The following is a 20,408-nucleotide window of genomic DNA, read 5'->3' on the forward strand; positions in this document are numbered from 1 at the left end:
TTATGCCACCCTTTATTCAGACTCGTCTAATAATTGATTAACACCTAATACATTCACACGTTGCGAATCGACTGGTCCGATTTTAAGTCCTGTGATATTTTGTTTGATTATAGCACGGACTTGGGTATTTTTCATATTTCTGGCAGCAGCAATCCGCTCAACTTGGGTCATTGCCGCTTCAATTGAGATTTCAGGATCCACACCACTTGCGGAAGCTGTGACTAAATCAATCGGAACTTCTGTTGTATCAGCCTTTTGCACACGCTCTTCAACTCGCGATTGTTGTTCCTTTGAAACAGGTGATAATTGGCTAGCTGGTTCTGAACGTCCATGTAGGTATTTTGCTTCTTTAAAGGGTTGTCCAATTAATTTTGAACCTTTGATAACCATTTTGTCGTCCTTTTGTTCTTTGACTAGACTACCATTTGCTTGTGTTGGAAACAGCACTTGACCAACCGCCGTAACAGCCGCTGTGTAGATTACACCACAGATAATGGTAAATAGTAATAGACTTTTTAGTGAAGCAATCATTATTTTTTTCATGTGTCTTTTCTCCTATCTTTTATTGAAAGGTTAATCCTTTAATTCAAAATCAAAGTCAAAATGATATCGATCAACTTGATAGCGATAAATGGAGCAATGACACCGCCTAGTCCATAGACAAGTAAATTGTGACTTAGGATTTTACTAGCCGGTTTTTCTTTATAAGAAACACCTTTTAAGGCTAATGGGATCAACGCTACAATAATGAAAGCATTGTATATGATAGCGGATAAGATAGCGGTCGTCGGACTAGTTAGTTTCATAATATTTAACGCATCTAATGATGGATAGATGCTAAAGAATAAAACTGGAATAATCGCAAAATATTTTGCAATATCATTAGCGATACTAAAAGTCGTCAAAGCACCACGCGTCATCAGTAACTGTTTGCCAATTTTGACGATACTGATTAATTTCGTTGGGCTGGAATCTAGATCGATCATATTCCCCGCTTCTTTGGCTGCTTGTGTCCCTGTATTCATCGCTACTGCAACATCTGCTTGAGCTAATGCCGGAGCATCATTGGTCCCATCGCCCGTCATGGCAACCAAATGACCTTTTTCCTGATAATCACGAATCAAGCTCATTTTATTTTCTGGTGTTGCTTCTGCCAAGAAATCATCGACACCTGCTTCGGCAGCAATTGCCGCGGCGGTCATTGGATTATCCCCTGTGATCATGATTGTTTTAATGCCCATTTTACGCATATCTTCAAACTTTTCTTTGACCCCATTTTTTACGATATCTTTTAAGTAGATTACGCCAAATACTTGATTATTTTTAACCACAACTAGTGGGGTTCCACCTTCGTTGGCTACACGCTGAACGATCGCATCGCATTCTTCTGGATAAACATTTCCTTTAGCTTCAACATATTGTTTCATTGTATCAGCAGCGCCTTTACGAATTTCATCGCCTTGATAGTTGATCCCGCTCATTCGGGTTTTTGCTGTAAATTCAATAAACTCAACGTCAACATGATTTAATTCACGACCGCGAATATCAAATTTTTCTTTCGCTAAAATAACGATACTGCGTCCTTCAGCGGTTTCATCTGCTAATGATGATAGTTGCGCTGCATCAGCCAAGTCAAACTCACTGACTCCTGTTACCGGAATAAATTCACTTGCTCGGCGATTCCCTAACGTGATGGTTCCAGTTTTATCTAGTAATAAAATATCCACATCACCAGCGGCTTCAATTGCACGTCCACTCATGGCAATAACATTTTCTTTATTTAAGCGACTCATGCCGGCAATCCCGATCGATGAAACCAATGCGCCGATCGTCGTTGGTGCCAAACAAACTAGTAAAGCAATGATCGTCGTTAACGCTAGGGCTGAACCATTGCCTACAAGTTCACTTGAGAATTTTGTAAAAGGCAATAAGGTAGCTGAAACGACTAAGAAAATAATCGTCAACATAATCAAAATAATTTGCAGTCCAATTTCGTTCGGTGTTTTTTTACGTTCTGTCCCTTCCACCATCGAAATCATTTTATCTAAGAACGATTCTCCATTTTCAGCGGTCACTTTGATCACCAAATAGTCAGAGACAACCGTTGTACCACCTGTAACAGCACTACGATCACCGCCAGATTCTCGAATTACTGGTGCAGATTCTCCTGTGATGGCACTTTCGTCCACCGAAGCTGCACCATCGACCACGTCTCCATCCATGGGAATTTGTTCATTGACCGCTACATAAACAAGGTCACCCTTTTTTAATTCTGAGGACTGGATTTCAGTAAATTTTTTTAGTGCTGCATCTTCTAGTGAAGCGGCTTTATGAGCAATAACTTCTTTTTTAGCTTGTTTTAAACTCTCTGCTTGTGCTTTCCCCCGACCTTCCGCAATCGCTTCAGCAAAGTTAGCAAATAAAATCGTCAGCCACAAAATAACGGCGATAGCTAAAATAAAGAATGGTTCGGCATCTGTATACCCTGCAAAGGTTAAAAAGTATAGAATCGTAGTCAAAATTGCGCCCAAATAAACGACCAACATGACTGAATTTTTTAATTGAATGGTTGGTGCAAGTTTTTTAAAGGATGATCGAAAAGCATCGATATAAACATGACGTTTGCTTTGTGTATTTTTCACTTGTTTCCCCTTCTTTACCTTATTTTGTCATAAAGTGTTCAGCGATCGGTCCTAATGCCATAGACGGCAAGAAGCTTAGAGCCCCAATCACTAAGATCACAATGATCAACATGGTGACAAATGTTGCATTTGTCGTTGAAAGTGTCCCTGATCCAGTTGCAACGATTTTCTTTTTCCCTAAATTGGAAGCTAGATAAATCACCGCTAACATCGGAATAAAACGAGAAAGAATCATGATCAGTCCACCTAATATGTTTAAAAATGTCGTATCTGTCGTCAAGCCTGCAAACGCACTACCGTTGTTATTGGCTAGTGATGAAAATGCATAAAGAATTTCAGAAAAACCATGCGGTCCTTGATTGTTCAGCCAAGACATTGCTTGCGGATTTAAAATAAACAACATCGTTCCGATCAATGTCAGTAATAACGGCGTTAAAATCACTAAACACGCCATTTTCATATCAAAAGGCTCGATTTTCTTCCCTAAGTATTCGGGTGTTCTTCCTACTAATAGGCCAGCAATAAAAATCGCCAGTAAGATGAATACGATCATGCCATAAAGCCCACTACCGGCACCACCAAAGATGATTTCTCCCAACTGCATTAAAAACATTGGAATCAAACCGCCAAGCGGCGTAAAACTATCTAACATGGCATTGATAGATCCATTAGAAGCGGCTGTCGTACTAACAGCCCAAAGACTAGACCAACCAATACCAAAACGTGTTTCTTTGCCTTCCATGTTCATTTGACCAATCACATGAGCAAATTGCGGTCCGTAGTATTCGCTCAAGGTCACACCAATTAAAGCAGCAATCAAAAAGCCTAGAGAAACGATCATGATCGTTCTACCTTGTTTCCAATCTTTCACAAACAGTCCAAACGCTACGATTAAAGCCGCTGGGATCAAAAGAATCGCAGTGTTTTCGATAAAGTTGCTGACTAAGTTAGGATTTTCAAAAGGGTGAGCTGAGTTAGCACCAAAATAGCCACCGCCATTTGTCCCTAATTGTTTGATCGCCACTTGACTGGCAACCGTTCCTAAAGGTAAAAAGATTTTTTCCCCCAGTTCTAAACTTGTAGTTTCAACAGAACCTGCAAATGTTTGAACCACACCTTGAGAAATCAAGATCAGAGAAATGACAAAAGAAAGCGGGATCAACACGTACAAAATAATTTTTGTTAAATCTTGCCAAAAATTTCCAATATGTTTTGTTGTTCGACTTGTAAAACCACGAAGTAAAACAAATAAGACAGCAATTCCAACACCTGCTGAAACAAAGTTTTGCACAGTTAAGCCAAATGCTTGAGTAAAGGGTGATAAAGTATCTTCCCCAGCATAAGCTTGCCAGTTTGTATTTGTAATAAAACTTGCCGCCGTGTTAAACGCCAATGAAAGACTGGTTCCAGGTAGTTGTTCTGGATTCAACGGCAGAACTCCTTGACCCAAAAGCATCGCCATTAAGAATATCAATGAAAAGAAACTAAAGAATATGACACTCAAAGCATATTGTTTAGCGGTCATTTCTTTTTGAGCTGGCGTTCCTAAAAACGAATAGATTTTTGTTTCAAGTGGACCAATGATTTTGGTCAAAAACGTTCTTTGATTCGTCATTACTTTATGAATATAAAAACCTAATGGAACAGCTAACCCTATCAAAACGATAAAAAAGATTGCTTGTTGGATAAAAATTGCACTCACTGTTGATCCCCCCAAAATAGTTGGTAAAATAAATAAATAAGCAGTAATCCTGCGATAATACCAGAAATAATCGTCATGAATATTCCTCTCCTTCATTTGATAAAATAAGAATATCAAATTTTATATAAAGATAGTGTTAAAGTTGAGGGTGGGTCTTTATACTATCTTTACATAAAGAAGCGCTTTCTTTTTGGTGTATAAATACCAAAAAAAAATGAATTTCCTACCAACTTTGCGTATTTTATTTTGTCGCCTATCAAACAGTCTTGCGGCTGAATGGAGGTGTCCTCTTTATGTTCTTAGCGTTTATCTGTCCGCTACTTGTTGGGATTTTACTCTCACTATTTGAGTATTGGTTAAATAACCACTACAAGAAGTAGCAGAAATAAGGCGACATTAGCCAAAAAAGCCCCTGGAGACCACCATCTCCAGGGGCTTACTCTTTATGTTCTTTCTTAGCAAAACTATTATACCATGAGCTAATCTTCAATATCAAGAACAAAAAAGTATTTCTTACAATATTTTTTCAATATCTCCAGCAATTTTCTCAGGTTCAACAGTCGGTGCAAAACGTTTCACAACATTGCCTTCACGATCCACTAAAAATTTAGTAAAGTTCCACTTGATCGCGCCACCTAAAATCCCACCTTTTTTCCCCTTCAAAAAATCATATAACGGATCAACATTTTCTCCGTTGACATCAATTTTACCAAACGTTTGAAAAGTCGTTTGATACGTCAGTTGACAAAAGTCACTGATTTCTTGGTTTGTTCCCGGTGCTTGATGACCAAATTGATTACAAGGAAAGTCTAAGATCTCTAACCCTTGCTCACGATATTTTTTATATAGCTCTTCCAATCCCTCATATTGAGGTGTAAATCCACAACCAGTCGCTGTATTCACAATCAAAAGTACTTTTCCTCGATACTGTTCTAGTGATGTAGTTTCACCATTTGTCGTTTTTACTTGATAGTCATAAATACTCATTTTATTTCGTCCTCTCTTGTTGCTTGCTTTATTAAATACTAGCTAGTAGAAATTTTTACGTCAAGGAAACAAGCTTCCATTCAGTCAAGAATCGGTTTTAATTCCAATAACGCGATGCCATTCGTATCAAGCGTCACATAATAATTGAAGCTATTGTCGATTTGAGTATCAAAAACTTTGATTTTAGGACGAGTATTGTCCACAATATATTCTTGCGCTTCTAAATCAAGTGTCCCGGCGTTACTAAACTCTTCATAGGTGTAAAACAATGCACCATTATGGCGATTAAAATCAATTTGCTTGACCTGATAATTCGCTGATTTTATGGCGGTTAATTCAATTTCAAACGTCACTGCCTGACTTTTAAGAAAGGCTTCTTCCGAAGACAAATGAGGATCAAAATAATTCGTATTAAACAACAACAGTTGGTATTGCCCCTCTTCATAGGTCAATATATATTCTTCCCCTTGAGCCAAAACTCCTCCCTGCATTCTTCTTGCTAGCCATAAACAAAAATAAGCTGGGCGTTTGCCGCTATAATAGTGAAACAATTCCAAGCCATCATTTTTTAATGGTCGCTCTTGTGTTTCTTGCTCATATAATTCAATATTCAACCAAAATCCGAACCCTTCTACCAACGTGTCCAAGATTAAAAGATCTTTTAAAATAATCGCACCTCTAAAAAATGTCCCATTACTATTTCTAGTCATCCCAGTTAACGTGTTCCATTCAGTAAGGTATAGCGGTAACTTGATTTCGTATTCTTTTAGAATATGCTTGATATCCATAGTTTTATTCAATACATATTGATGATAGTTCTTCAAATCAGGAAATGTGCTGTCTAAATTTTGAAACACGTAATTCGGTTCGGCTGAAAATGAGAGAAAATCGCAAGCTGTCGCGATTGTTTTGCAAAAAAATTCTGTCAGCTTCTGATCTTTTTTCTCAAAGAACGGATCAGGCAAAGGAATCTCAGCCCCAATTTCGATTTTTGGTGAAATAGTAGCCAGCATTTGTTTTATTTCTAAGAATTCTGGATAGTATTCTACAAGATTTTCTCCTTTAAACAAACAATTGATTTTCCATTGTCCAATTGATCTTATGCCAAAATTATTTTGGATATACTGGAAAAACTTAGGATAAAGTGCTTTGACTCCCACACTAAATTGTTTGAATTCTACAAGGGACAATTGATAAAAAATAGCGATATCTGCTTCTTCTAAAAAGGTCAAAATATAATCCCAATTTTCAAATGCAGGAAAAGAGTTCATAGAAGCTTCTTGATGAACCTGAACAGATAAAGGAATTTGTCTAAATAAACGCTGAATACTAATGTACTTGATGTCCATTTGCTTTTTTAACTCTAAAATTTCTGTTTGAATTTTTTTTGAGCCCAAAGCTTCCCATGACCCAATATGAATAATGATTTCTTTTTTCTGATAGTTGGTTGCTTGCTTTTCTGTTGTGATATGCAATTGCTTTGTTTTTAAGGATAATTCTGACGGCCTTACATCATCTGTCGCCGTTTGGATATAGCTATATAATGGGATCAAGATTTCCTTCACCTGAAGTTCAGGTGTTTGGATTTTCTGATTGTTTTTTTTCGGTGTACGAGATTCTGGTAAATGGGCTGAGCGGTAATTAGTTGGTGAATCATTAAATATTTTTTTGAAATGTTCACGGTACGTTTTACTATTGCTAAATCCATTATCCAACGCAATTTGCTCAATACTTTTTTTCGTATAAAGTAATTCTGATAAGCTATGCTTCACACAAATCGTCCGCACATAATGAGAAAAATATTCCCCAGTTTCCTTTTTAAAAAACTTAGATAGAGCGGACTCTGACATAAAGAAATGATCTGCGACATCAGATAATAAAATACCATTTTGATAATGTTCTTCAATATATTCTAGAATTTCTCTAAGTTTTTGATTATCGGAAGGATGATAGTCTAAGACTTCTTCTTTTTGAAAATGATGGACAAGTGACAAAATAATTTGTGTCAAATATAACGTTATTTTCAACCGTTTCGATGGATCATCACTAAGCTCAACCAAGCATAGTTCAGCAACTTGTCTTCTTAATGAAGCGATCGCATGCATTTTGCCATGCTCTTTTTGTTTTGGCTGACATTCAAAGTGCGTATAAAAAAAGGCTGGAAATTGAGTTGCGAAAAAAAGATTGTTCATACCCAGCTCTAAGTATGAACAAGCAGCAACTGCAGTAGTTGCTAAAACAAATTGATCACCAGTATTTACTAAAAATAACTCGCCAGCTTCTATTTGATTCGTTGTTTCAGCTATCGTTATGAGCATCGATCCTTTTAACACAACTAAAATGGTTGTTTCTTTACAAAAAACATGCTTTTCCTTATCTAATTGTTGATAATTGATCTGATAATTTTCATTTACAATCATTTTTAATCCTCTACTTTCTATCTCTTTCCTATTATACCATCTAAATCAGAAAATAACGTTCGTTTCTAGTGTCATTTATTTCCTGCTTTTGTTTTTTAAAAGAACTCTCTGAAATTAGGAAATTCCTGGCATTGTGAAGTTTTTAATTAAGCATAGAATATGAATTGTATTTGAAAGGAGCAGTTTAAATGAACGATCTACAGACACAACTATTTACAAAGCTTCAACAAAAAGAAGCAGATATGATCGCAATCCGTCGCCATTTTCATGAGAATCCAGAATTATCGTTTCATGAAACGAAAACGGCACAATATATTGCTGATTTTTATGCTGGAAAGGATTGTACTGTTCAAACGAATATTGGCGGCGGTCATGGACTTTTAGTCGATATTCATGGGGGAAAGGTGGGACCAAGCTTGGCAATCCGAGCAGATTTCGACGCTTTGCCAATCCAAGAAGATACAGGTCTGCCCTTTTCATCCAAAACAGCTGGTGTGATGCATGCTTGCGGACACGATGGGCACACAGCTTACATGATGATTTTAGCGGATTCATTGATTGAATTGAAAGAACAGCTAACAGGAACGATTCGTGTGATTCATCAACCTGCCGAAGAAGTACCACCTGGTGGTGCTAAAGGGATGATCGAAGCTGGTTGTTTAGACGGTATCGATCATGTGCTGGGAATCCACGTTATGAGTATGATGCCACTTGGCGATGTACTTTACCATCCAGGATCGGTTCATACTGGTCGGGCAACGTTTAAAGTCATCATGCAAGGAAAAGGTGGTCATGGTTCAACTCCTCAAGACGCCAATGATACGATCGTTGCAGCTTCTCAATTTGTAACAGCTGTTCAAACGATCGTCAGCCGTAGAATCGATCCATTTGATACTGCAACCGTTACAATCGGTTCTTTTGATGGTAAAGGTTCAGCTAACGTGATCAAAGATTCTGTTACGCTTGAAGGTGATGTACGGATCATGAAAGAAGAAACTCGAGCAATCGTTGAAAAAGAATTCAAACAAATTTTAGATGGAATCTGCCGGACCTTTGGTATCAGCTATGAACTTGATTATGCCAATGATTATCCTGTTTGTGTCAACGATCCAAAAACCACTGAAATGGTCGCAGCAGCCTTGAACAAAGCACAAATCCCAGAAGTGAAACAACTAATCGAGTGTGGACCACAAACTCCTTCTGAAGATTTTGCTTATTATGCCAAAGAGCGTCCAAGTTGTTTCTTTTTCGTTGGCGCACACAAAGAAGGAACACCAATGTATCCACATCATCATCCAAAATTTTATATAGATGAAGACTGTCTATTGATTGCTGCAAAATCAATGGGCGCAGCTGTCTTACATTATTTATCTGAAGGAGTTTAATCATGAAAGCAACAACACATACAGTAGATACTGCAGCATACAAAGGGACAAATAAATTACTGATTGGAATCGTATTAAGCGTATTGACCTATTGGCTATTTGCCCAATCTTTACTAAATATGGCGCCAGCCGTACAAAGTGACTTAGGGGTTTCTTCTGGTGTTTTAAACATAGGAATTTCCATGACTGGTTTATTCTCAGGTATCTTTATCGTCGTAGCTGGCGGATTAGCTGATAAGCTAGGACGAATGAAATTAACTTATATCGGCCTTATTTTAAGCGTTATCGGTTCAGCAGCTTTAGTGGTTGCACACGGACCTGTTTTATTTATCGGTGGCCGAATTTTACAAGGGCTATCCGCTGCTTGTATCATGCCAGCAACAATGGCCTTAGTTAAAACCTATTATGAAGGCAAAGATCGTCAACGAGCTTTAAGTTATTGGTCGATCGGTTCTTGGGGGGGTTCAGGTTTATGCTCATTTTTTGGCGGAGCTATTGCAAGTTCATTAGGCTGGCGCTACGTTTTTATTTTTTCAATTATCGTTTCAATTTGTAGTGCATTATTGATTTTTGGCACCCCGGAAAGTAAAGTCGTTAATGATAGTAATAGTAAATTTGACTCAATTGGTTTGCTATTATTTATCGTTTCAATGGTAGCTTTAAATGTTGTCGTTTCTAAAGGCTCTGAGTTAGGTTGGACAAGTCCAATTGTACTTATTTTAGCTGTAATCGTCATTATAGGGTTGATTGCCTTTTATAAAGTAGAACAAACAATCGATAATAGTTTTGTTGAATTTTCTCTATTTGAAAATCGCGGCTATCTTGGTGCAACCATTTCCAATTTCTTATTGAATGCAGTCGCTGGTACATTGATCGTGATCAATACCTATGTTCAACAAGGTCGCGGTCTTTCTTCTGCCAAAACTGGGATGTTATCAATTGGTTACTTGTGTTTGGTTTTGATCACGATTCGGATCGGGGAAAAATTATTACAAACTATCGGAGCGAAAAAACCCATGCTATGGGGAACCATTCTTTCTGGTACTGGTGTAGGCTTGATGGCTTTAACAATGGTTACTGGAACTGTCTATTTTATTTTAGTTTTTATCGGTTACAGCCTATTTGGAATGGGTCTAGGAATGTACGCTACTCCCTCTACAGATACAGCGATTTCTAGTGTTCCAAATGAAAAAGCAGGTGTTGCTTCCGGTATTTATAAAATGGCCAGTTCACTTGGCGGTGCCTTAGGCGTAGCCATTTCTGCAGCAGTTTATAACGGCTTTAGTGCTGGTGGGAATTACACACAAGGTGCTACATTTGGCTTACTGACAAATATTCTTTTCTGCGTTTTAGCTTTAGGTTCCATCCTATTTATCATTCCAAAGGAAAAACAAGTATAAGGAGAGAAATCAACCATGAATAATCAAGAAGCATTACAATTATTAAAAGAAGTCGTACAAATCAAAAGTATTTTAGGAGACGAAAAATTAGTTGCGGATAAATTACAAACTCTTTTTGAAAAACACGATATTCCTTGTGAACAAGTAGAGTATAGCGCTGGACGCAATCAATTAGTTGCCACTTTAAAAGGCAATGAAGCAGGTCCAGTTCTAGGATTTTCTGGCCATATGGATGTCGTTCCTGTCGGTGAGATTCCTTGGGATGAAGATCCTTTTAGTGCATTTGAAAAAGATGGCTTACTGTACGGTCGTGGAACCTGTGATATGAAATCAGGTCTGATCGCAGCCGTCGTTGCCATGATTCGTTTAAAAGAAGCTGGCTCAAATTTTAAAGGTACAGTAAAACTTTTAGCAACCATCGGGGAAGAAACAAGTGCCATCGGTTCCGGTCAATTAGTTGATCAAGGATACGCAGATGATCTTGACGCATTAGTGATTGGTGAACCGACAAATGTGGAAATCGGTGTTGCACACAAAGGTGCTTTATGGCCTCGCATCACAACGTATGGCAAAACAGCACATGGTTCAATGCCAGATCAAGGAGTAAATGCGATTGAACATATGTTGCTTGTTTTAAATGCCTTTAAAGAAACCTTCGATTTTTCTCAATCAGTAGACGAACTGGTCGGTGCCTCAACATCTAGTCTTGATATTATCAATGGCGGCAATGGAACCAATGTTGTGCCCGACAAATGCACTGTAGAAATCGATATTCGTACCATCAAAGCTCAAAATCACACTGAATTAAAACAACAATTTAAAGCGATGCTGGATAAATTAACAGCAACTGTTCCTAATTTTAAAGCAGAGATTGAATTCATTAATGACTTACCTTCTATGAAAACAGAACTTGATGATCCTTTCACTGTCTTAACACAAAAAGTCGTTTCAGACGTTATAGGTGAAACCGCCAATACCTTTGGCATGACTGGTTATACAGATGGTTCACAATTTGAACGTGTGAAAAAAGAATTTCCTATTTTAATTCTTGGTCCTGGTGAAACAAAATACGCTCATCAACCCAATGAATTTGTTTCTATCAATGATTTTTACCAAATGATCACAATCAATGAAGAAATTGCGAAAACATTTTTGAACTAGATAGCAGAAAAAAGACGAGAATTTTCATCTCGTCTTTTTTCTTTCTCTCTCTAACCTTAAAGCTCAAACAACTTTTTCGTCAACCGTTCTAATTCTCCTGTTGCAGGAAATTGTGACACTTTAATGTTTAAACAGCCTTCGATTGGAATCAACATAACATGATTGTAAATAATGACATCAATTCCTTCTTTTTTTATATACTCTTCATTAATTTTTTCATTAAATACCCAAACAATATCAAAATTCCCCGGTATACGTTTCTTCAAAAGAGCAATCAAATGCTGAACATAACAGGCTTCTCCAGAAATACTCAATAGGATTTTTTTATTATTTTCAATTGTCGTATCAATCAAATAAGAACTAAAAAGTAAACTCAAATTGGTTGCGATATCTTCTGGATAGACCAGTGGTGCATCATGTGCTAATCTGACTTGTTTTAATTTAGTTAAACAAGCGTGGTAAATTTCAGGAAATTCTGTCTGCGCATATTGATTCAGCTCCCAAGAATTCCGTTGAAATAGCGGTGTGACTCTTGATAGTAAGCTAAGATTTTCCAAAAATGAATTCACACAATGATACATCTCTTTGCTTTTGAACGGATCAAGAGGAAGACTATCTTTAAAATCAAAAATGCTATTATACTTATTTTCATATGAATGTTTACGAGTCAGGTTGATTGAATAAATTTCCCCTTCTGGAGGCAAATAAATCACACTAGCCAATGTTACAACATAAGCATAAATATGTTCTTCGTAAGGTAAATTTTCAATGGCAAAATACTTTTTCATTAACTGATCATAAATTTCAGAAAATACATCAAAGCGCTCAGTCATTGGGTATTTTTGTTTTACATTTGGTCTAGGTGGGATAAATAAATGCTTCGTGACTCTTTGCAGAATAACATGATGCCACAATTTTGCCCGATTAGCATCTAATGTTAAAACCTGTTGATATTTAGTCAAGAAAGACTCTTGGAATTCGTAATAAAACTTTTGGATTGTTTTATCTAAATGAACATCCTCTTCCCGCCACCCACGTTGGCTCGTATAATCAAAGTATAAATACCTGATGTTGGCTTCTTCACCGATCAACGCTAAAAAAGGAGACAACTGCAGTGTCAGATTATAGCGTTCCAACACTTCCGTCAAATTCGGCAAGTAACGTCTTAGCGTTCGTTCTGACAACCAAATCCGTTCACACCATGTTTCGATCGAATATTCTTCACCATCCAAAAGAGCACTGAGCAACGTAAAAAGCGGTTGCTGATCAATAATGTCTGATAAAATTTCTTCGATCGTATAGGTGCTATCCCGGTTAAAAATAATTGTTTCTTTTTTTACTTGCACAAACCCATCTATTTCAGGGCTATATTCCTGTAGTAAAGCTAAGTCACTCTTCAAAGTTTTCTTCGTCACACCCAAGTTAGCAGCCACATCTTCCATTGTCAGTAGATCAGAGGTATCCGCTAAAAAATAAATCAAATGAATCAACCGGATCGCTTTTTTATCTGTGACTAAATCCATATACAACTTACGCATGTTTTGGCCCCCTCGGATGTGTCTTCATTCTGTTACACTCGTTTGTAATAGTATAACATGAGTACTTTTAAAACACGCTAAAAGTGATTAACAAGCCTTTATAAAAGCGGAGCAAACAGTCCACAAATTTTCCCTTTGATTTTTTTCCAAGTGCTTCTTTGGGCTAATTCCCGAATCGTGATTTGTTTTGAGTTGTCTCGGTCCCTTTTAAATGCTTCAGATAACCTATGAATTGCTTGGCCATTATATAAAATAGCCGATACTTCATGATTGATATCAAAACTACGGATATCAAAATTAGTCGAGCCAATTGTCGCGACTTCTTCATCGATAATCATTACTTTACAATGTAAAAAAGCTGTATCATCATATTTATACACATCAATTCCTGCACTAACTAGTGTCTCAAGGTAAAAATCATTACCATAATAAGATAATTTCCGGTCGCCTTTGCCTGGAATGATTACTTCAACCTTGACGCCATTACGGGCAACTCTTCTTAATAACGCCAGCATTTCATCATCTGGAACTAAGTACGGACTGGCAATAGAGACTTTTCCCTTTGCGGAGTCGATCAAGTTAAACAACACATCCCGAACCACTCGCTCTTGATCATACGGTCCGCCATAAATCACTTGCCCCTCGTCAGTTCCTGTACTACCCAACGGAAAATACGTCTCAGACATAAATTTACTAGCTGTCCCCGCACTGTTTTTCATATAGAGCCAATCATATAAAAAAGTTTCTTGTAGCTGTGTTACCAATGGACCAGTAATTTGTAAATGTGTGTCCCGCCAATGGGAAAACTTTGGAGTAATACCTAAATATTCATTTCCGATATTCAAGCCTCCTGTAAAACCAACCTTCCCATCAACAATGATCACTTTCCTATGATTACGCCAGTTTGCTCGGGAAAGATGATAAAACGAATGGATCGGGTTAAAAATTTCCACCTCGATTTGTACCGCTCTTAATGACTCAAGGTACGCATCTGACAGCTTTACAGAACCTAAGCCATCTACACCAAAACGAACGTTTACCCCTTCCTTCGCTTTTTTTATCAAAATTTTTCTAAGTCGATCTGCTAACTCATCTTCTTTGATGATGAAATAAAACAAGTGGATATGATGTTCCGCTTCATTCAACTTCTTAAAAATCGCAGCGAACGTCTCTTCACCATCTGTGAGCACTTCAAACTGATTCCCTCCCAACACAGATTTCTTAGCCAAACGCTCATTTCTTTCTTCTAACAAACTTGCTGATTCTAATCGTTGATTGCTATTGATACTTTGAACATAATGAACCAACATTTCTTGTTCTTTCTGCTGGATGGCATTGCTTTTTAAGTTTGATCGCCCGAAGAACAAATAGATAAATGAACCAATGATAGGCAGAAAATACAACGTAAGCACCCAAGCAACTTTTACACTGGTTACATCGTTCTTTTTAAATACAATGTACATACTTAACACAATCGACAGCACTTCAAACAAGGTTAAAATTCCCCAAATGAATTGAGGTAAAAAAATGAAAAGAATGCCTATTGTGAAAATGAAAACAAATAAAACAATGCTAAATCGACGAAATAATGGATTCATGATTTTCTCCTTTTAAATAACAATAGTTTTTAATTCGAAACCTACTATAAATTTTACTTTATCTTGAGAGACAGCTTATTTATTCATAATAATAGCGGATAAAAAAACAAGAATACAGGCATTTTTTTCACTTTTTTGGAAAACATTGTCACTTTTTATTCAGTATATCGTCTAATCCCTTGTCCTACTTGATTTCTACTTAAAATAAAATGATCAAATGACAAAAAAGTTCTGTTTTGCACTTTTTTTGCCATTCATTTCTCCCCCTCACTCATGGTAAGTTTGTGATGTAGAAAACAAAGGAAATGGAATGAGTGAAGATTTTCTATTATCTTTCCTATTTTCCTGTCAGAGCTTAACGAGCCCGATTCGCTTTTGCTTTGAAACATGCCAAGAAATACAACGAAGTGATGAGTTGATATTGATTGCTCCTGCGATTACTCGTCGCACGAAAAGACTTGGTACAAGATGACTGAAAGGAACGTTGCTTCCTTCTGTTATTAAGATGTTGAAAAGTACAAGGTGCAGCGTAGCGGAACGTTGTTACCGTATGTTATCTAGCTTCACGGCCTAGCTCTTCGGGAAAAAGATAAAAGTTGAATGAGGTAAAAAGCACCTCAGTCATCTTTTATCTTTTTCCTGTCAGAGCTGAATGAGGCCGCTTCGCTTTTGCTTTGAAACACAGCGAATGAAATGAACTGATGTTGAAAAGTACAAGGTGCAGCGCAGCGGAACGTTGTTACCTTTACTATAAGGAGGTTTAGAAATGAAAATCGAGCAGTACTTTTCTTACGGATATCTTTTTGAAGCTAAGCTTTTGAATGCACATGGCGAAACGATTGCAAAGCAATTCGTTTCAATGGAACCAAATGAAGAGCTTGCCATGGAAAAAATAATTGCTCATATTTCTTTGTTACAGGATTTCAAATTACATCGAATCAAATTGATCGATGAAGTTTGGATGGTCGCAGAATAATGTTTTTAAATAAGAAAGGATGTTTTAAATGAATAAGCAAAGATTGATTGATACCTTTACAGAGTTGGTAGAAGTAGATTCTGTTTCTGGAAAGGAAGGTGCATTTGTCCAGTTGTTAAGTCAGAAACTTTCTACACTTGGTTTAGTCGTGATAGAAGATGATTCAATGACAACGACCAAACTGGGCTCAAATAATTTGATTGCTAAACACAAAGGAAACTTGGATAAACAACCGATTTTCTTTTCTTGCCATGTAGATACGGTCGAACCAGGTGAAGGGATCAAGGTCATTGAAAAAAATGGTGTTCTCTATTCTAAGGGTGAAACGATTTTAGCCGCCGACAATAAAGCTGGTATCGCTATTCTTTTAGAAATGATAGAAACCATCAATGAACATAAAATTGAAACAGGACCGATAGAATTTGTCTTTTCACCTGGTGAAGAAATTGGGTTGATTGGAGCCGCAGCCTTGGATATGTCTTTGATCGATTCAGCATTTGGTTATGTTCTTGATAACTCTGGTGCTGTAGGAAACGGGATCGTTGCCAGTCCTTTCTTATATATGTTTGACATTGAAGTAACCGGGAAAGCTGCTCATGCTGGTCTAGAACCAGAAAAAGGCATCTCAGCATTTACGATCGCGCAAAACGCGCTTGAAACCACCCCTTTCGGTCGCTTGGATGAGCACACAACAGCAAACATCGGAAAAATCAACGGTGGTGCAGGAATCAATGTTGTAATGGAACACTTGATGATTCAAGGTGAAGTCCGTTCGATCTCAGATGAAAAAGCCCGTGATTTCCTTACTACTTTAGAAGAAGCGTTTAACAATGCTACTTCCCAATATGGTGGAACCTTCACTCTTTCAGTCGACCAAAAGGCAACTGGTTTTCATCTAGCTGATGATTCTGATCCCGTTAAAATCGCAAAAACCGCGACAGCTAAAATTGGTCGGACCTTTACACCTGAAATCAGCGGCGGCGGCAGTGATGCGAATATTTTTAACGCTCATGGCAAGCCTACTTTAAATCTCTCAATTGGATATGAAGAAATTCACACGGTCAACGAATATATTCCAGTTGCAGAAATGCTGAAAACCGTCGAATTAGCTTTAGCGATCGTTGCTGAAATGCCAAATGCCGCCACTTCAAATGGGTCAGTAAAATGACGGCGTTACGTAAAGGTCAAAATATCGCATTGATCATTCTTGCTGTTTTACTACTAAGTATTGCAATCAATATGTTTTTAGGTCCTCATCATATTGCAGCAGGCGGAGTGAGTGGATTAGGTATTTTGGCAGAAGCCGCTTTTTCGATCGATCGGTCAGTCGTTGTTTTAGTCTTAAATTGTTTGATGTTGCTTTTAACGATTATTTTCTTAGGGAAAAAAGTGTTTTTGAATACTTTGATTGGCAGTCTACTTTTCCCCTTATTTTTAGCCGTTGTCCCTGAGATTATGATCACATCAGATCGCTTACTTTCCGTTCTTTTCGGTAGTGCGATTTTTGGGATTGGTGTTGCCATTCTCTATAAAATCGGTGCCTCAAGTGGTGGTACCACGATTCCCCCGCTGATTTTACAAAAGTATTGGCATATCAACACTTCGACTGGTCTACTGGTAACAGATGCATTTATCGTTTTACTAAATGTGTTCATTTTTGGGGTTGAGTCATTTCTGTTTGCGATATTATCGATTATCGTGACTTCCGTTGTGATGACCTATATCGAAACTGGGGTCAAACGAAGAAAATCTATTTTGATTTTTAGCCAGGATAAAACCACTGAAATAAAAGACGAATTACTGCAAACCGTTAATCGTGGTATCACATTATTCAACGTTACTGGTGGCAAAACACAACAGGAAAACCAGATGTTGATGATCGTCAGCTCAAATAGTGAGTATCCTGCAGTTATGCGCATCATCGATAGCATCGATCCAACATCATTTGTCATTGTTTCAAATGTTGCAGAGGTTCACGGCTTAGGGTTTACTTATCATCCTATTCAATAAAAAATAGCATATTAGAAAAAGGAGAGCAAAAATTATGAATTCTGTGTTAGCTTTTACGATTATTATGTTGGTCTGGACAGTCAGTGATTATATTTCTAAAAAAACAAAATCGTTACTGTCGACCTTGCTGATCGCCTCATTAATCTTTTTAATTGGCTTTAAAACAAACTTGTTTCCAGAAGATTTATTGCCGAGTTCTTCACTATTAGCCTTAGGAACAACTGTGGTTGGCTTTATTTTAGTCCATCTTGGTACAACGATCAGTTTAAAAGAATTTAAACAACAATGGCGGACTTTTTTAATTGGTGTCGCTGCTACATTAGGAATTGTCGCTGCTTTATTACTGGTTGGTCCATTATTTGAAGACCAAAGTTACGCCATTGCAGCAATCGGTGCTATTTCCGGCGGTACGATTTCGATCATTATGGTCCAAGATGCTGCTATCGCGGCTGGTCTATTGTCAGTAGCGGTTTTACCTGTTTTGATTTCAGCCTTTCAAGGTCTGATTGGTTTCCCTTTGACCTCACTGATTTTAAGAAAAGAAGCCAATCGCCTACATCAAGAATACCAAAAAAATCCAGATGCTTTTGCCGGAGCGGAGCAAGTAGAAGAAACAGAGCCAAAGAAAACCCGTTTACCAGAACTTTTCCATACAACTGCTGGAACATTGTTTGTGGTCGGGGTTACTGTTTTACTAGCAACACTCGTTAATAATTTAACAAACGGTATGATCAATACCTTTATTCTCTGCTTGTTATTCGGGATTGCGTTAAGAGAGTTGAACCTTTTCAAACCAAACATCTTGAATGGAATCGATGCTTATGGATTGATGATGTTAGCTATTTTGATTATTATTTTTGGTCCATTGGCCACCATTTCGATTCATGATTTGATTGAATTGATTTTACCTCTGACACTTTCGTTTTTAGTTGGGGTTACAGGAAATGTCCTGTTCGCTGCTATCGCTGGGAAGTTTCTTGGCTATAGTTTATCTATGTCGATTGCCATTGGTTTAACCTCGTTGTATGGCTTTCCAGGTACGATGATTTTAAGTCAAGAAGCAGCTAAAAGTATCAATGGAACACCTGAAGAAATCGCGTTGATCGAAGGTCAAATCTTGCCTAAAATGGTCATTGCAGGATTTTCCACAGTGACGATCACCTCCGTTTTCATTACTGGTATCTTAGTGAATTTAATCGGATAACATTAAATAAAAAGGAACCTGAAACATAACTTTTTGAGTTATGTTTCAGGCTCTTCTTTATTCATTTATTGATCAACCAGCTCTTTTAATTTCACTATTTCTTCCGTTCCCTCTTGCCAATCACTGGTAACTTTTTTATAACGATAGCGAATGATCACAGCCGCCATAACACCGATTGCCGTCAATACTATATTCAACCCAAAAATCAGTGATACATTTATTTTCTCCAACTGACCTGTAATATAAGGAATGATCATCACAGAAATTGAAGTAGCAATTGAATAATAACTGGTGATCCGCCCTTTTCCTTTAGAAAACAACTCCAACAACACAGCTAGCCCTAACTGCCAGATTCCACCTGCCGCAAACACACCAATCCCGATCGAACCGACTAAAAACATTGGCACACTAGGAAACAATGTCATACCAATCAATAAGAATAGAGAAATCAACGTACACCAAACAAGTAATAAGGTTGGTGCAACACCGCGTTTTACGATTAGCGAAGTTAAAAATACTGAGGCGAAAGAACCGATACTATACGCACTGACCAAAACTAAACTATTTGAGTGATTCATCAAATTCAATGATTCCGCAAAAGTAGGTACCCACAAAATAAAAATATTAAAGGTTGAAACACAAGTAAAACTAAATACCAGTAATGCTAATCCTTCTACTTTAAATAGCGGTTGTTTACTTTTAGCACTAGTTTCGTCTTCATTCACTATTTGTAGCGGCTCCGCCTGCACCTCTGCTCTTTCTGGAAAACTAAGCCTAGAAATATAGAGCAAATTAAGAAATAATCCCAACGCACATCCGATAAAAACTAGCCCGTAATAAATCCCATGATTCAACATAAATCTGGTTAACAACGGTAAAATAAATTGCCCTAAAGAAATAAAGGCTTTATTCAAGACACTAAGAGAGCTATTATCTTTTTCATTTGGATAAGCTTCCATCAAAGTTGGATAGGTACTCGTGTCTAAAAATGCATTGCTAAATCCAGCAAAGACAGCAAAGAAAAGTCCTTGCAAATAGTTCTGACTAATTAAGATCCCAATAAAGAAAATCAAATAACTGATGATCCCTAATTGAACCGTCTTCTTCCGTCCAAACTTATCTGAAAAATAGCCAGCAAAATACAAAATCAGTACCCGACCCAACCCGATACCACTGATAACTAATGTCACTTGCTGAACTGTTGCCTGCCAACTTTCCATCAAAGCATTAAGGTTTTGCGATAAAATAATCGCTGCCATCCCTTGAAAAATAAAATTTGTATATAAAGAACCAATCAAAGGGGTGTAATTTCTTTTTGTTGTTTCCATTGCCATTCTCCTAGCTGTTTAAATTGAAGTTTGCTCACTTTTTCACTATCTATAGTT

At 37.4% G+C, this 20,408-nt stretch carries 16 protein-coding genes; 8 read left to right on the forward strand and 8 right to left on the reverse strand.

The window, feature by feature from the left end:
* Window positions 1-12: 12 nt before the first annotated feature.
* From ATZ35_RS02375 to kdpA, 3 genes are read right to left on the reverse strand one after another with little or no spacing between them, the layout of a single operon-like run.
* Entirely contained in the window at window positions 13-543 is a 531-nt protein-coding gene (locus tag ATZ35_RS02375) for a potassium-transporting ATPase subunit C (RefSeq protein WP_208929299.1), read from the reverse strand.
* A 38-nt stretch (window positions 544-581) separates the two neighbouring features.
* Window positions 582-2,642, reverse strand: coding sequence for a potassium-transporting ATPase subunit KdpB (gene kdpB / locus ATZ35_RS02380; protein WP_208929302.1), 2,061 nt, complete (start codon window positions 2,640-2,642; stop codon window positions 582-584).
* A 19-nt stretch (window positions 2,643-2,661) separates the two neighbouring features.
* Window positions 2,662-4,344, reverse strand: a complete 1,683-nt coding sequence (kdpA, locus tag ATZ35_RS02385) for a potassium-transporting ATPase subunit KdpA (protein ID WP_208929305.1) — start codon at window positions 4,342-4,344, stop codon at window positions 2,662-2,664.
* Window positions 4,345-4,637: 293 nt separating this feature from the next.
* Between kdpA and ATZ35_RS16960 the strand changes: the two genes are divergently transcribed.
* Window positions 4,638-4,724: a type I toxin-antitoxin system Fst family toxin gene (locus ATZ35_RS16960; protein ID WP_431606200.1), complete on the forward strand. Its 87-nt coding sequence runs from the start codon at window positions 4,638-4,640 to the stop codon at window positions 4,722-4,724.
* 133 nt (window positions 4,725-4,857) lie between these two features.
* Here ATZ35_RS16960 and ATZ35_RS02390 read toward each other — a convergent pair whose 3' ends face one another.
* Window positions 4,858-5,331 (reverse strand): glutathione peroxidase, encoded by a 474-nt coding sequence (locus ATZ35_RS02390; protein WP_208929308.1) that lies wholly within the window; start codon window positions 5,329-5,331, stop codon window positions 4,858-4,860.
* A gap of 80 nt (window positions 5,332-5,411) precedes the next feature.
* Window positions 5,412-7,751 carry a helix-turn-helix domain-containing protein gene (locus ATZ35_RS02395; RefSeq protein WP_208929311.1) on the reverse strand — a complete coding sequence of 780 codons (2,340 nt, stop codon included), beginning with the start codon at window positions 7,749-7,751 and terminating at the stop codon, window positions 5,412-5,414.
* Window positions 7,752-7,939: 188 nt separating this feature from the next.
* On the opposite strand from ATZ35_RS02395, the gene ATZ35_RS02400 reads away from it, so the two are divergent.
* From ATZ35_RS02400 to ATZ35_RS02410, 3 genes are read left to right on the forward strand one after another with little or no spacing between them, the layout of a single operon-like run.
* Window positions 7,940-9,136 (forward strand): M20 family metallopeptidase, encoded by a 1,197-nt coding sequence (locus ATZ35_RS02400; RefSeq protein WP_208929314.1) that lies wholly within the window; start codon window positions 7,940-7,942, stop codon window positions 9,134-9,136.
* 2 nt (window positions 9,137-9,138) lie between these two features.
* On the forward strand, window positions 9,139-10,536 hold the full coding sequence (locus ATZ35_RS02405) for an MFS transporter (protein ID WP_208929317.1): 1,398 nt from the start codon (window positions 9,139-9,141) through the stop codon (window positions 10,534-10,536).
* A 15-nt stretch (window positions 10,537-10,551) separates the two neighbouring features.
* Window positions 10,552-11,697: an ArgE/DapE family deacylase gene (locus tag ATZ35_RS02410; protein ID WP_208929320.1), complete on the forward strand. Its 1,146-nt coding sequence runs from the start codon at window positions 10,552-10,554 to the stop codon at window positions 11,695-11,697.
* Between the two features lie 56 nt (window positions 11,698-11,753).
* Here the strand turns inward: ATZ35_RS02410 and ATZ35_RS02415 are convergent, their stop codons facing one another.
* Together ATZ35_RS02415 and cls are read right to left on the reverse strand one after the other, a co-directional pair.
* Window positions 11,754-13,235, reverse strand: a complete 1,482-nt coding sequence (locus ATZ35_RS02415) for an AcpB/EbpR/MafR family transcriptional regulator (protein ID WP_208929322.1) — start codon at window positions 13,233-13,235, stop codon at window positions 11,754-11,756.
* Between the two features lie 98 nt (window positions 13,236-13,333).
* Window positions 13,334-14,833 (reverse strand): cardiolipin synthase, encoded by a 1,500-nt coding sequence (cls, locus tag ATZ35_RS02420; RefSeq protein ID WP_208929325.1) that lies wholly within the window; start codon window positions 14,831-14,833, stop codon window positions 13,334-13,336.
* Between the two features lie 766 nt (window positions 14,834-15,599).
* Here cls and ATZ35_RS02425 point away from each other — a divergent pair.
* From ATZ35_RS02425 to ATZ35_RS02440, 4 genes are read left to right on the forward strand one after another with little or no spacing between them, the layout of a single operon-like run.
* Window positions 15,600-15,809, forward strand: coding sequence for a hypothetical protein (locus ATZ35_RS02425; RefSeq protein WP_208929328.1), 210 nt, complete (start codon window positions 15,600-15,602; stop codon window positions 15,807-15,809).
* 28 nt (window positions 15,810-15,837) lie between these two features.
* Entirely contained in the window at window positions 15,838-16,977 is a 1,140-nt protein-coding gene (locus tag ATZ35_RS02430) for a M20/M25/M40 family metallo-hydrolase (RefSeq protein WP_208929331.1), read from the forward strand.
* Complete coding sequence (locus ATZ35_RS02435) at window positions 16,974-17,819, forward strand: YitT family protein (protein ID WP_208929334.1); 846 nt, start codon at window positions 16,974-16,976, stop codon at window positions 17,817-17,819. The genes ATZ35_RS02430 and ATZ35_RS02435 overlap by 4 nt, the downstream gene beginning before the upstream one ends.
* 34 nt (window positions 17,820-17,853) lie before the next feature.
* Window positions 17,854-19,023 carry a hypothetical protein gene (locus ATZ35_RS02440; protein WP_208929337.1) on the forward strand — a complete coding sequence of 390 codons (1,170 nt, stop codon included), beginning with the start codon at window positions 17,854-17,856 and terminating at the stop codon, window positions 19,021-19,023.
* Window positions 19,024-19,088: 65 nt separating this feature from the next.
* On the opposite strand, the gene ATZ35_RS02445 is transcribed toward ATZ35_RS02440, so the two are convergent.
* Window positions 19,089-20,351: an MFS transporter gene (locus ATZ35_RS02445; RefSeq protein ID WP_208929339.1), complete on the reverse strand. Its 1,263-nt coding sequence runs from the start codon at window positions 20,349-20,351 to the stop codon at window positions 19,089-19,091.
* Window positions 20,352-20,408 lie beyond the last annotated feature (57 nt).

The organism is Enterococcus rotai, assembly GCF_001465345.1.
GTDB classification, from domain to species: Bacteria; Bacillota; Bacilli; order Lactobacillales; family Enterococcaceae; genus Enterococcus_L; species Enterococcus_L rotai.

Excerpts from the sequence above, each read along its gene's own strand:
- ATZ35_RS02375 (WP_208929299.1), bottom strand. The coding sequence starts at position 543 with ATGAAAAAAATAATGATTGCTTCACTAAAAAGTCTATTACTATTTACC.
- ATZ35_RS16960 (WP_431606200.1), top strand. The coding sequence starts at position 4,638 with ATGTTCTTAGCGTTTATCTGTCCGCTACTTGTTGGGATTTTACTCTCA.
- ATZ35_RS02390 (WP_208929308.1), bottom strand. The coding sequence starts at position 5,331 with ATGAGTATTTATGACTATCAAGTAAAAACGACAAATGGTGAAACTACA.
- ATZ35_RS02395 (WP_208929311.1), bottom strand. The coding sequence starts at position 7,751 with ATGATTGTAAATGAAAATTATCAGATCAATTATCAACAATTAGATAAG.
- ATZ35_RS02400 (WP_208929314.1), top strand. The coding sequence starts at position 7,940 with ATGAACGATCTACAGACACAACTATTTACAAAGCTTCAACAAAAAGAA.
- ATZ35_RS02405 (WP_208929317.1), top strand. The coding sequence starts at position 9,139 with ATGAAAGCAACAACACATACAGTAGATACTGCAGCATACAAAGGGACA.
- ATZ35_RS02410 (WP_208929320.1), top strand. The coding sequence starts at position 10,552 with ATGAATAATCAAGAAGCATTACAATTATTAAAAGAAGTCGTACAAATC.
- ATZ35_RS02415 (WP_208929322.1), bottom strand. The coding sequence starts at position 13,235 with ATGCGTAAGTTGTATATGGATTTAGTCACAGATAAAAAAGCGATCCGG.
- cls (WP_208929325.1), bottom strand. The coding sequence starts at position 14,833 with ATGAATCCATTATTTCGTCGATTTAGCATTGTTTTATTTGTTTTCATT.
- ATZ35_RS02425 (WP_208929328.1), top strand. The coding sequence starts at position 15,600 with ATGAAAATCGAGCAGTACTTTTCTTACGGATATCTTTTTGAAGCTAAG.
- ATZ35_RS02430 (WP_208929331.1), top strand. The coding sequence starts at position 15,838 with ATGAATAAGCAAAGATTGATTGATACCTTTACAGAGTTGGTAGAAGTA.
- ATZ35_RS02435 (WP_208929334.1), top strand. The coding sequence starts at position 16,974 with ATGACGGCGTTACGTAAAGGTCAAAATATCGCATTGATCATTCTTGCT.
- ATZ35_RS02440 (WP_208929337.1), top strand. The coding sequence starts at position 17,854 with ATGAATTCTGTGTTAGCTTTTACGATTATTATGTTGGTCTGGACAGTC.
- ATZ35_RS02445 (WP_208929339.1), bottom strand. The coding sequence starts at position 20,351 with ATGGAAACAACAAAAAGAAATTACACCCCTTTGATTGGTTCTTTATAT.